The organism is Vibrio sp. RM-69-4, from assembly GCF_024743775.1.
In the GTDB taxonomy this organism is placed as follows: Bacteria; Pseudomonadota; Gammaproteobacteria; order Enterobacterales; family Vibrionaceae; genus Vibrio; species Vibrio anguillarum.
On the sequence record NZ_JAMQXI010000007.1, the window covers coordinates 12,189 to 24,298 of the forward strand.

General features: G+C 45.2%; 10 protein-coding genes. 5 read left to right on the forward strand and 5 right to left on the reverse strand.

Features of this window, described 5'->3' with window-relative positions; all coding sequences use genetic code 11:
* Positions 1–9: 9 nt before the first annotated feature.
* Positions 10–309 (reverse strand): trp operon repressor, encoded by a 300-nt coding sequence (trpR, locus tag NB504_RS00115; protein WP_013857539.1) that lies wholly within the window; start codon positions 307–309, stop codon positions 10–12.
* A gap of 58 nt (positions 310–367) precedes the next feature.
* On the reverse strand, positions 368–2,317 hold the full coding sequence (locus NB504_RS00120) for a transglycosylase SLT domain-containing protein (RefSeq protein WP_141195554.1): 1,950 nt from the start codon (positions 2,315–2,317) through the stop codon (positions 368–370).
* A 259-nt stretch (positions 2,318–2,576) separates the two neighbouring features.
* Here NB504_RS00120 and ettA point away from each other — a divergent pair, with 259 nt between their 5' ends.
* On the forward strand, positions 2,577–4,244 hold the full coding sequence (gene ettA, locus NB504_RS00125) for an energy-dependent translational throttle protein EttA (RefSeq protein WP_010319161.1): 1,668 nt from the start codon (positions 2,577–2,579) through the stop codon (positions 4,242–4,244).
* A 190-nt stretch (positions 4,245–4,434) separates the two neighbouring features.
* The gene (locus tag NB504_RS00130) at positions 4,435–4,812 is read left to right on the forward strand and encodes a PilZ domain-containing protein (protein ID WP_013857542.1); all 378 of its coding nucleotides are present in this window, start codon (positions 4,435–4,437) and stop codon (positions 4,810–4,812) included.
* A 45-nt stretch (positions 4,813–4,857) separates the two neighbouring features.
* Here the strand turns inward: NB504_RS00130 and tyrA are convergent, their stop codons facing one another.
* Positions 4,858–5,985 carry a bifunctional chorismate mutase/prephenate dehydrogenase gene (gene tyrA, locus NB504_RS00135; RefSeq protein WP_096036097.1) on the reverse strand — a complete coding sequence of 376 codons (1,128 nt, stop codon included), beginning with the start codon at positions 5,983–5,985 and terminating at the stop codon, positions 4,858–4,860.
* A gap of 11 nt (positions 5,986–5,996) precedes the next feature.
* A complete protein-coding gene (locus NB504_RS00140) occupies positions 5,997–7,076 on the reverse strand; it encodes a 3-deoxy-7-phosphoheptulonate synthase (protein ID WP_047690207.1) in 1,080 nt (359 codons plus the stop codon).
* 375 nt (positions 7,077–7,451) lie between these two features.
* Here NB504_RS00140 and NB504_RS00145 point away from each other — a divergent pair, with 375 nt between their 5' ends.
* Both NB504_RS00145 and btsR read left to right on the forward strand, forming a co-directional pair.
* A complete protein-coding gene (locus NB504_RS00145; RefSeq protein ID WP_088720932.1) occupies positions 7,452–9,131 on the forward strand; it encodes a sensor histidine kinase in 1,680 nt (559 codons plus the stop codon).
* 9 nt (positions 9,132–9,140) lie between these two features.
* Positions 9,141–9,857, forward strand: coding sequence for a two-component system response regulator BtsR (gene btsR, locus NB504_RS00150; RefSeq protein WP_096036096.1), 717 nt, complete (start codon positions 9,141–9,143; stop codon positions 9,855–9,857).
* Positions 9,858–9,911: 54 nt separating this feature from the next.
* On the opposite strand, the gene nagZ is transcribed toward btsR, so the two are convergent.
* A complete protein-coding gene (nagZ, locus tag NB504_RS00155) occupies positions 9,912–10,898 on the reverse strand; it encodes a beta-N-acetylhexosaminidase (RefSeq protein ID WP_038220500.1) in 987 nt (328 codons plus the stop codon).
* A 98-nt stretch (positions 10,899–10,996) separates the two neighbouring features.
* Here nagZ and NB504_RS00160 point away from each other — a divergent pair, with 98 nt between their 5' ends.
* Positions 10,997–12,109 (forward strand): anhydro-N-acetylmuramic acid kinase, encoded by a 1,113-nt coding sequence (locus NB504_RS00160; RefSeq protein WP_258428055.1) that lies wholly within the window; start codon positions 10,997–10,999, stop codon positions 12,107–12,109.
* The last annotated feature ends 1 nt before the right edge of the window (position 12,110 follow it).

A 12,110-nucleotide genomic window follows, 5' to 3' on the forward strand; every position in this document is an offset into this window, starting at 1 on the left:
AAGGAACCCCTAAGACACCTTGAGTAGCAGAGCGGCTAATTGCGACTTTTCTTGTTCTGATTTACTTTTGAGCTCATTTGAGCCACGCGTAATGGTCGCAATTCCTACTCCGAGCAATTGGCTAATCTGCCGCTGTGATAACTCCCCTTTAAGTAGCTCACATAAGATGTTCGCACGCGCCACGAGCGCATCTCGCTCATCTGGGGTCATCATCATGGTGAGTAGCATGGCGTGCTGCTCTTGCTCTGTGGCTGATTTAACCAATTCCATTAGCTGCTGCCAATCAGTGTACTCAGGTTGGTGTGGCATGAATGTACTCGCAAAGTGATACGTTCCGCTATTGTAGAACTTTCACTTCGTATTGGAATTAATATTTTGTATTGAGCTCATCTTGGTTGAGAAATTCACCTTCAATCCCCATCAAATCTCGATAGTAAGTCTCAAACATCAAAATATTTTGCACATACCCGCGGGTTTCCCGAAAAGGGATCGCTTCAATAAAAGCGTAAGCATCTAACTTGCCTTGTGTTTTCTCTCGCCATTGATTGACGCGATTTGGCCCAGCGTTATAGGCAGCAAATGCAAAAATTCGATTGTCGCTGTATTGCTCTAATAATCCATTTAAGTAATGGCTGCCTATTTCGATATTTTTGCCCACCTCATATAACTCTTGCTCATCGTTATAGGTCAGCTGATATTTTTTAGCCGTATACTTAGCCGTGCTCGGCATAATCTGCATGATACCGCGAGCGCCAACGGGCGATTGAGCCTCAACATCCATTCCACTTTCTTGACGAGCAAGTGACATCAGCATAATTGGGTCAATGTCGTGTTTTTGGCCATAGAAGTTAAACCACCATTGATGGGCTAATGGAAAACGCAATTGCATGTTGTCCCACATCCGCGCCGAAATAGAGGCTGTCACAGTTAAGCTATACCAACGTTGGGAGTCGGCGTAGGCCGCTAGCATCTCTTTTTCTTTTGTATCTGCACGATCGAGTAACCATTTCCATTCACTTTTTGCAGCAGCGATTTTATCTCGTTCAATCAGCTCTTGGATCCGTACTAAGGCTTTTTTATACGGCGTCAATAAATTGGGATTAAGCTTAATCGATGTACTGGGATAATTTACTGACTGTTTCACCATATTAGCGGCCGCGACACTGTAGAAATTACGTTGCCCAATCATCGCATTTAAACGTTGTAATCCTTTGGCTTCATCACCCAACGCAATATCAGCGCGCCCAAGCCAATATTGCCAACGTAAGCTGGCTTTTTCATCAGCAGGGAGCTGCTCTGTCCAGAATTTCACTTCATCCCAACGACCAACGGTCAGTGCCTTGCGGATCCTCTGCTCGAGCAAAAGACTGTTTGAGCTTTGCGCTATCACACTATCTCGCCAGATTGCGAGTGCTTGCTCCTCGGTATCAAGCAATATTCTGGCTATATATTCTGCAATAGGACGCTGATAAGCATCCGCCAGTATTTTCTGATCGAGAAGAGTTTGGTACACACTTTGCGCAAGCTTTGCATCTTGGCGTGCTAGCTTTTCTAACGCAAATTGAATCGACTGCTGATTAAACGTGCCATCGGTGTATTGTTTAGCAAAAGTCAGCACATTTTCTGGCGAGCGGTAGAGATCCATCATCGCTTGCGCTGTCGCCTGTGATTTTGGCTTAACTAATTTTTTCTGTAAGTATTTCATTAGCGTTAAATTACGCCCATCAAACGCCAATAACATTCGTTTAAGCAACCAGTCATCGGTTAACCCGCCTTGCTCACTCCATGCGGTGAAGAGTGGATCACAGGCGTCAGAAATGCTACTGCCACTGAGCCATAATTTTTGTGCGCCTTTGAACGCAATATCTCGCTGGCCTGTTTGGTAATGCGCATTGTAGTAATGACAGCGATAAGGCTCATCATTCGGCTCCGCTTTTTGAAAATCAAGCAAGGTGGCCCATTTTCCTTTCGCCGCCAACGCATCTAAATACGGTGCTCGAATGCGGTTTGAAAACGGGAAATCTTGATGTGTATCGATAAAAACCTGAACCGCTAATGGCGGTTTATTACCAATATCGACCAGCAGAGATCGATAATCCAGATAAGGCGTCAATGGATAGTTTTTGATCTTATTTCTAATTTTTTTAGCTTCATCAACTTTATCTTCATCAAGCCACCTCTGAGCTTGATCATACAGCTCTCGTTGACTATCCAAGTCCTCTATTGCGCCTGAAAACGCGGTGCCGCACACCAAGGAGCTCAACGCTAATATTGATGATAACAATCGCTGCGGTCTTATAAAATGCATGAGCGCCATGTGCTCTCGTCCTATCCAAAGCAAGGGAATTTCCGTTTCATTACGCTGATTCTAGATAAAAAAGTAAAGGCCATAGATGTAAATAATATTAAATTCATAAAAGTGCGACATATGAACTTAGTAACTTAATGTTTCGTTACTTTTTTATCGATGAAAAACACCATCTAAGCTCTAAAAATTAGGTACCTAGTAACAAATGCGATCGCTTTGGTATAAAATGACCACTTTCTTCTGTTACTAAGATTAGGAACAATCGGCAATGGCTGAATACGTATATACCATGTCGCGGGTGAGTAAAATTGTCCCGCCTAAGCGTCAAATTCTCAAAGACATCTCTCTGAGCTTTTTCCCTGGAGCTAAAATCGGTGTTTTAGGTCTCAATGGTTCAGGTAAATCCACCCTGTTACGTATCATGGCTGGCATCGATACTGATATTGATGGGGAAGCACGCCCGCAAGCAGGATTGAAAGTCGGCTACTTGCCTCAAGAACCAGTACTGGATGAATCAAAAACCGTGCGTGAAGTGGTGGAAGAGGCCGTTTCTGATGTGGCTGGCGCACTAACTCGCCTCGATGCTGTTTATGCGGCATATGCAGAACCCGACGCCGATTTTGATGCGTTAGCCAAAGAGCAAGGTGAGCTCGAGGCTCTGATTCAAGCCAAAGATGGCCATAATTTAGAGAACGCTTTAGAACGTGCGGCCAATGCACTTCGTCTACCAGAATGGGATGCTAAAATTGCCGTTTTGTCTGGTGGTGAGCGCCGCCGTGTGGCGATCTGCCGTTTGCTACTTGAAAAACCAGACATGCTGCTGCTTGACGAACCAACCAACCACTTAGACGCGGAATCTGTTGCTTGGCTAGAGCACTTCCTTGTCGACTATTCAGGCACAGTCGTCGCCATCACCCACGACCGTTACTTCCTTGATAATGCTGCTGGTTGGATTTTAGAACTTGACCGCGGTGAAGGCATTCCTTGGCAAGGTAACTATACCTCGTGGCTCGAACAGAAAGATGAACGCTTAAAGCAAGAATCATCTCAAGAGAGTGCTCGCCAAAAAACGATTGAAAAAGAGCTGGAATGGGTTCGTAAAAACCCGAAAGGCCGCCAAGCAAAATCCAAAGCACGTATGGCACGCTTTGAAGAACTTAATAATACTGAACATCAAAAACGTAATGAAACCAACGAACTCTTCATCCCGCCTGGCGAACGTTTAGGCGACAAAGTATTGGAAGTTCGCAACTTAACCAAATCGTTTGGTGATCGTGTATTGATTGATAATTTGTCATTTAGCATGCCGAAAGGAGCGATTGTCGGTATCATCGGAGCTAACGGTGCGGGTAAATCAACGCTGTTTAAAATGCTAAGTGGCGTAGAGCAACCAGATTCTGGTGAAATTGAATTGGGCGCAACCGTGAAATTAGCCTCGGTTGATCAGTTCCGTGACAGCATGAACGACAAAAATACCGTCTTCCAAGAGATCTCTGAAGGGGCGGATATTATCAAGATCAACAATTTTGAAATTCCTGCGCGTGCTTACTGCTCTCGCTTTAACTTCAAAGGCGTCGATCAACAAAAAGTGCTCGGTCAGCTATCGGGCGGTGAGCGCAACCGTGTTCACTTAGCCAAATTGCTTAAAGCTGGCGGCAACGTCCTATTACTCGACGAACCAACCAACGATCTGGATGTTGAAACACTACGCGCATTGGAAGAGGCGCTGCTGGAATTCCCTGGTTGCGCCATGGTTATCTCGCACGACCGTTGGTTCCTAGACCGTATTGCGACCCACATTCTGGACTACCGTGATGAAGGTGAAGTGAAATTCTATGAAGGCAACTACAGCGAATACACTGAGTGGTTAAAACAGACATTGGGCGCTCAAGCGGCTGAACCACACCGCATTAAATACAAGCGTATGACCAAATAACTCTGTATTTGAAGTCTCTGGCCGCAATCTATTGCGGCCTTTTTATTACTTGTACATCACGCATCACACAACAAGATGCAGGATTCGCGACACTGCCTTCAATTAGGTCTAAACTTAATGGGTATAATTTTTCAATGATCGATACAGAGCCGAAGCTGGCACAGGTCAACGCTCAACAAGAGAGAGTACCATGATTGAAAGACGTCGCTTTTCACGCATCATCTATCAGATGCCTGCCACCTTATTGCAAGGTAAACATACCGTCACCACAACGATTCAGGATTTGTCGCTGCATGGGTTATTGCTCTCATGCCCTGACGCGGACAAATTAGTGCTCAATGAAATGGCACAAGTCCATTTCACACTGCCAGACAGCGATGTCACTATTAATCTAGTCGCCAAGTTGATCCACATTCAAAACAACATTATTCGTGTCAGCATCAATCACATTGATATTGAAAGTATTGGCCATTTGAAACGTTTAGTTGAATTGAACATGGGTGATGAAAGTTTGCTCCATCGCGAACTGGAATACTTGTCTGATTTAGGGGATGAACCGGAAGAATGAGCGGCGGCCGTATTCACAACAACCGCACTCGCCGTTCAGACAGCCTTAAACACGATGAATGGCATCGTTCGCTTGTTTTAACAGGTTTTGACTTTCAAGCATAAATTGTTGTGAATAACTGCCAAACCAATCACTCACTTTGCTAAAGTTTTCCACAAAAGCTTGCTTCTCATGCCCGTCAAGTAAGGTTAACGCCTCACCAAAACAAGCATGAAAACGTTTTATCATCTCAACGTTCTCTTCCGATGAGAAAATGATATCGCCATACAAGTGAGGGTCTTGACCAAAAAGCCGTCCAACCATCGCCAGTTCTAAACGATAAATCGGTGAACTCAGCTGCAGTAATTTTTGGATATTCGGATTTTCTTTAGAAAGATGTAAACCGTATACAAACGAAGTGAAGTGACGCAGTGCTTGGATCAAGGTCATGCCATGATCGTGTTCTGCGGCATCAATCTGGCACAAACTCGCTCCCCATATCGAAAACTGTTTTAGCAACCACTGATAACTCTCTTCTCCTCGCCCATCGCAATAGACGATCACTTGCTTGGCCATACTAGGGACATCGGGACCAAACATTGGGTGTAATCCAACCACTGGGCCAGAGTGTGTTTTAAGCATCGCCTGTAGCGGCTTAGACTTAATCGATGTGAGGTCGCACAAAATACAATCGGCAGGCAAATGAGCAAGTTTTTCAATCACACCGACGGTTAAGTGAATAGGAACCGTCACTACAACCAAACCGGCATCATGCAGTATCTCATCGGCTTGATGCCAATCTTTACTGCCTAATACTTTCACCTGATAGCCCGACAGTTTGAACATACGGCCAAATAAACCACCAAGTTGACCATGACCGCCAATAATCACCACAGAGCGCAGCTCTGGGTTTAAGCACTTAAAGCCAGAATCCTTTTCACTGGCATAAGATTCACGCATAGTACGGCGCAAAATATCTTCAATCAGTTGTGGCGGGACGCCTTTTCTTTCCGCTTCAGCGCGGCGAGAAGCCAGCATCGCCGCTTCTCGATCGGGAGCATAAATCGGTAGACCATGTCGGCTCTTGACTTCCCCCACCTTTTCAACCAAAGCTAATCGGCGTGCAAGCAGCTCGACCATTTGTTTATCGACAGCATCAATTTGATCACGTAATTCGTTAAGTTCAACAGCCATGGCACTTCCCTTTATTCACCTTTTTTTAGGCGATTTTCTAAGAACGGAACGAGCTCTTGATGAGCATGTCGTAATAGTGCCTCAGTTGATGGCCAATTAATACAGGCATCCGTAATCGATACACCGTATTCCATTTCGTTGCGAGGAAGGTCAGAAGATTGATTACCTTCATTGAGGTGGCTTTCAATCATCAAGCCAATAATAGACTGATTTCCTTCACGAATTTGATGAATCACATCTTCAGCGACTAACGGCTGACGACGGTAATCTTTACGTGAATTAGCATGGCTGCAATCCACCATTAACGAGGCATCCAATTTATGTTTTGCCATCTCTTGCTCACACTCGGTGACCGACACTGAATCGTAGTTGGTTTGCTTACCGCCACGTAAAATGACATGCCCATTTGGGTTGCCTTGAGTGGTAAGTAAGGCCACTTGCCCTTCACTATTAATGCCCATAAAGCGGTGGCTGGATGATGCCGCTTGCATCGCATTGATTGCCGTTGCTAAATTGCCATCGGTGCCGTTTTTAAACCCAATCGGCATCGACAAACCACTGGCCATTTCTCGGTGTGTTTGGGATTCAGTAGTGCGTGCACCAATCGCAGCCCAACTGAATGTATCGGCTAAATATTGAGGGCTGATCGGATCAAGCGCTTCGGTCGCCAGAGGGATCTCCATCTCCGCTAGCTCAACTAACAATTGACGACCAACGTGTAAACCATGTTCGATATCAAAACTGCCATCAAGATGAGGATCGTTAATCAGACCTTTCCAGCCAACCGTTGTACGCGGCTTTTCAAAGTAAACACGCATGACAATGTACAGTTGATCACTCAACTGCTCTGAGAGTGATTTCAAGCGCTTTGCGTACTCTTTTGCCGCATCAATATCATGAATAGAGCAAGGACCGCACACCACCAGTAAACGGTGATCTTTTTTATGGATAATATTGGCAATTGTCTGACGAGAGTGTTGAATGAACTGGCGAGCTTGATGACTGAGCGGCAGCTTAGCTTTTAATTGTTCCGGAGTGATCAGCACTTGCTCATCACTGATATTAATATTACTTAGTTCACTTTTTTGCATCTCATCACCTGTAATTATTTGTTTACAAAAAATCTTATTGCATACCTAAACACCAATAAAAGACAAATTAACAGGCTTTAAAAACATTTCAAGTGTAAATTTAAAAAAACATAATGTGTAAAAATAAAATTACACATGTATTTATCTTCTATTAAAGCAAAAAATATAAGCTGACGCGTATTTTATTCTCTCTATCTCACCTAAAATAGTGAGGATGAATCGTAAATCATACCCAAAGAGATTGGTGTTACAGTCTGGCCATCCGTACATAAATCCTAATGTATATAGAAAACTCTACGCTTAGGAAAATGAACAAAGCCAATACTACTGTAGCTTCAAGTGAAAAGGGGATCACCAAACCAACGGGTTTTTGACATGGATTTAATTCTTTCCTTACTGCAACAGATGTGTGTTTACCTCGTTCTCGCTTATATGTTGAGTAAAACACCCATTTTCTTGCCGCTGCTTAACATTTCCAGTCGAATTAGCCACAAAATCAGTACCTATGTTTTGTTTTCCCTCTTTTGCATCATGGGCACCTATTTTGGTTTGCAGATCAACGATGCGATTGCCAATACGCGGGCGATAGGTGCCGTCATGGGTGGGTTATTTGGTGGCCCCATTGTGGGCTTTGCGGTTGGATTTACTGGCGGTATGCATCGCTACACTTTAGGCGGTTTTACCGATGTGGCATGCGCTATTTCAACCACTGCAGAAGGGTTGATTGGTGGATTGCTGCACACCTATTTACTGAGAAAGGGCAAAGGGCGACTCCTGTTTAGCCCCAGCATTGTCTTTGCCGTAACACTGTTTGCTGAGATAGTGCAAATGTTGGTAATTTTGTTAGTCGCTAAACCGTTTGTTGATGCGTACGCCTTAGTCTCGACCATCGCCGCGCCCATGATCATCGCTAACTCAGTCGGCGCAGCGCTATTCATGAGCATTTTACAAGACAGAAAAACCATTTTTGAAGAGTACTCCGCCACCTTTTCTCGTCGCGCACTGAATATTGCTGAGCGTTCAGTTGGCATTTTGGCCAACGGTTTTAATCCACACAATGCAGGTAAAGTCGCTCGAATTGTTTACGAAATGACCAATGTTGGCGCGGTATCAATCACCGATAGAGAAAAAATACTCGCGTTTATCGGTATCGGTGATGACCACCACAAACCCAATACGCCGATCTCATCACAAAGTACACTCGATGCGATCACCAAAAACCGCATTATTTACCTCGACGGAAAAGATTCCCCTTATCAATGCTCACTCTCTAAAAACTGCAAACTCGGTTCAGCGTTAATCATTCCACTTAGAGCAGGTGATCGCGTAATTGGAACCATAAAGCTGTACGAGCCGAAGCGTAAACTTTTTTCAACCATTAACATGTCAATGGCGGAAGGGATTGCACAATTACTGTCGAGCCAAATTCTGTACGGCGAATACCAACAAAAGCAGATGCTGCTTTCCCGTGCCGAGATCAAACTGCTGCATGCTCAAGTCAACCCTCACTTTCTGTTTAATGCGCTCAATACCATTAGTGCCATCACCCGCCGTGATCCCGACAAAGCGCGAGAACTTATCCAGCATCTTTCGCACTTCTTTCGTAGTAACCTCAAACAAAATATTGAGACAGTGACTCTTAAAGAAGAATTAGCACATGTCAAAGCCTACTTAACCATAGAACAAGCGCGTTTTGCCGATCGCCTTGAAGTGGATATCGCCATCGATGATGCATTACTGCTTGAGCGCAATGTACCCAGTTTTACTCTACAGCCACTGGTAGAAAATGCGATAAAGCACGGCACCTCTAACTTGTTAGAAGGCGGGCGGGTACGAATCTACAGCCAAGTGCAAACGGAAGGATACAAAATTGTAGTGGAAGATAATGCGGGCAGTTACCAAGCTCCGAATGAAGATTACGATGGTTTAGGCATGCAAATTGTCAATAAACGCTTAACTAATAAATTTGGCGAACAAGCCGCACTAAAAACGGAAGTATTGGCTAATCAATACACACGAATGAGCTTTCTCATTCCTCATCAAGGATTTAACTAAGGGAATAACATGCTATCGGCACTGGTTATTGATGACGAACTGCTCGCTCGGGAAGAACTGACTGAGCTACTAGAAGAGACGGGCGATGTTGATGTGATTGGTCACGCCAGTAATGCGATCGAAGGGTTAAAAAAAATCAATCAGCTAAAGCCAGACGTGGTGTTTCTCGACATCCAAATGCCACAAGTTACTGGCATTGAGCTGCTAGGGATGCTTGACCCAGATACGATGCCCAATGTGGTGTTTGTCACCGCTTATGATCAATATGCGCTGCAAGCGTTTGAGGAAAATGCGTTTGATTATCTACTCAAGCCAGTTGACCCTGAGCGCTTAAAGAAAACGCTGCAACGTTTAGTTCGCCAAGGGCACAAAAAGCAGGATTTTTCGATTTTATCACCAGCAGGGTTAGATCAAGTTCCCTGCATTGGATTAAATCGAATTGTGATCATTGCCACCAAAGATGTCGAGTTTGCTTTGAGCGACATCAGTGGTGTTCATGTGCAAACCCATTTACAACGAGCCACCAGCCAACTAACGCTCAAAATTTTGGAAGAAAGAACGCCACTGGTTCGTTGTCACCGCCAGTATTTAATCAATACTGGGGCCATTAAAGAGATCAAATTATTGGACAATGGGCTAGCGGAAATCATCACCCTTAGTGATCACAAAGTGCCCGTCAGCCGACGTTATCTAAAAAATTTAAAAGAAGTTCTGGGTTTTCACTAACCGCAACGAATAGAAAATAACGGCGCTGAAGCTTTCACGCACAGCGCCATTTTTTTACTCACCAAGCAGTCGTTTCATCGCTTCTGAAGCTTGCTTCCACTGTTCAGTGCTTTGCAGTTGAGGAAGATTAAAAGCACGACGTTTGAGTAGAGACTCAGCCGCTGGCACATCCAAAATCGGCAAATTATCCAACACTTCAATTTGAGCTGCGCGTTGATTGCACACTAAAATCATGTCACATCCAGCGGCTAGCGATTGATGCGCGCGCTCGGCTGGCCCGCCCATGACAGATGCCCCTTCCATTGTTAAATCATCAGAAAAGACTAATCCTTTGAACCCTAACTGCTGGCGAAGTACTTGCTTCAACCAAAACGCAGAGCCGCTGGCAGGTTGATCATCATAGTGAGGATAAATCACATGTGCAGGCATCATGGCATCGAGCACTCCAGCTTCAATCTGCGCTTTGAATATCGCCATGTCCTCTTCCATCACCGTGCTGCGCTCATCATAGGGCGTCTCAAGATGCGAGTCAGCGATTACCCCGCCGTGACCGGGAAAGTGTTTACCTGTTGTTGCCATGCCAGCCTCTTTCATGCCTTGCATATAGGCTGAACTGTGGCGAATGATGCTCTGTACATCATCACCAAAAGCACGATTACCAATCGCTTTACACGCATGACCTTTATCCAATACAGGAGCAAAGCTGAGATCAATATCATGAGCAATCAACTCCGCCGCCATCAGCCAGCCACCTTGGCGAGCTAATGCTTCACCATTATTCTGCTTGGCATACTGCTGCGCGGCAGGGATAAGCGAAAACCCATCACGAAAACGCTGTACTCGCCCACCTTCTTGATCGACACCAATTAAAATCGGACGTTTTGCTGCATGGCGAATCGCTTTATTAAGCGCAAGCAACTGCGCGTTATCGTGATAATTACGCGCAAAAAGAATGACCCCGCCGACAGTGGGATGCTCAAGAATCTCTTTGTCTTCAGCGCTCAATTCACAGCCTGCCACATCTAGCCACAACGGTCCCATGCTCACTCCAAAAATTTACTTAAACAGTTAATTTAACGAGGTTATTCGCTTTGAATTTCTATTACAATGATTTTGTTTTCGAGTTGAAGGAGAAGCGAATGAAGAGCATTGAACGCTACATTGGTGTGATGTCTGGCACAAGCATGGATGGTGTCGATACAGCGCTGGTCGAAATGGATGGCAACCAAATTCGTTTATTGGCTCACGCTGATTTCCCAATGCCAGAAGATCTCAAACAGCGTTTGCTGAATGTCTGTATTGGGCAATCAACCAATGTGCAAGAGATTGGCGAGTTAGACCACTTGCTCGGCCATCTGTTTGCTGATGCAGTCATCGCTTTACTGGCTCAATCAGGCTATCAAGCGTGCGATATTCGCGCGATTGGCTGCCATGGCCAAACGGTTTTTCATCAACCCAACGGTAATACGCCTTTTACGATGCAACTCGGTGATGCCAATATCATCAGCAGCAAAACTGGCATCGACACGGTGGCTGATTTTCGTCGCAAAGATATGGCGCTCGGCGGCCAAGGAGCTCCATTAGTCCCTGCATTTCACGACACCATTTTCAAATCAACCGATTCGAGCGTTGTAGTACTCAATATTGGCGGCATCGCTAATATTTCGGTACTGCGGCCGCAGCAAAAAGTATTAGGCTACGATACGGGCCCGGGCAATATGTTGATGGATGCGTGGTGCTTTGAACAGACAGGCCATAAATTTGATGATAATGGCATGTGGGCGAGATCGGGAAAGGTACACCAACCACTACTCGAACGCCTCAATCAAGAGCCGTACCTTGCGTTGAATGCACCGAAAAGTACGGGTCGCGAGCTGTTTAATCTCCCTTGGCTTCAGCAGATATTGGCTGAGTTTTCGTTAGCAGCAGAAGATGTTCAACGTACACTCTGTGAATACACAGCACTCACCATCGTCACGCAAGTCGCACACTACCAATGTGGGCCAGCGCCGGAATTGCTGCTGTGTGGGGGCGGTGCCCGTAACCCGCTATTGGTTGAACGTTTGCAGGCCCATTTAGCACACTGGCGCATCATGCCCACCAGCGATAAAGGGGTGGATAGTGACTACATGGAAGCGATGGCTTTTGCTTGGCTTGCTCAACGTCGTCTGCATAATTTACCCAGCAATCTACCAGAAGTAACCGGAGCAAGCGCTCTCGCTTCGTTGGGTGTGGTCTATTTTACTCATTAAT

What these genes read in the sequence shown, in the direction of transcription:
- tyrA (WP_096036097.1), bottom strand. Translation starts at nt 5,985, where the DNA reads ATGGCTGTTGAACTTAACGAATTACGTGATCAAATTGATGCTGTCGAT.
- NB504_RS00160 (WP_258428055.1), top strand. Translation starts at nt 10,997, where the DNA reads ATGAAGAGCATTGAACGCTACATTGGTGTGATGTCTGGCACAAGCATG.
- ettA (WP_010319161.1), top strand. Translation starts at nt 2,577, where the DNA reads ATGGCTGAATACGTATATACCATGTCGCGGGTGAGTAAAATTGTCCCG.
- btsR (WP_096036096.1), top strand. Translation starts at nt 9,141, where the DNA reads ATGCTATCGGCACTGGTTATTGATGACGAACTGCTCGCTCGGGAAGAA.
- nagZ (WP_038220500.1), bottom strand. Translation starts at nt 10,898, where the DNA reads ATGGGACCGTTGTGGCTAGATGTGGCAGGCTGTGAATTGAGCGCTGAA.
- NB504_RS00130 (WP_013857542.1), top strand. Translation starts at nt 4,435, where the DNA reads ATGATTGAAAGACGTCGCTTTTCACGCATCATCTATCAGATGCCTGCC.
- trpR (WP_013857539.1), bottom strand. Translation starts at nt 309, where the DNA reads ATGCCACACCAACCTGAGTACACTGATTGGCAGCAGCTAATGGAATTG.
- NB504_RS00120 (WP_141195554.1), bottom strand. Translation starts at nt 2,317, where the DNA reads ATGGCGCTCATGCATTTTATAAGACCGCAGCGATTGTTATCATCAATA.
- NB504_RS00145 (WP_088720932.1), top strand. Translation starts at nt 7,452, where the DNA reads ATGGATTTAATTCTTTCCTTACTGCAACAGATGTGTGTTTACCTCGTT.
- NB504_RS00140 (WP_047690207.1), bottom strand. Translation starts at nt 7,076, where the DNA reads ATGCAAAAAAGTGAACTAAGTAATATTAATATCAGTGATGAGCAAGTG.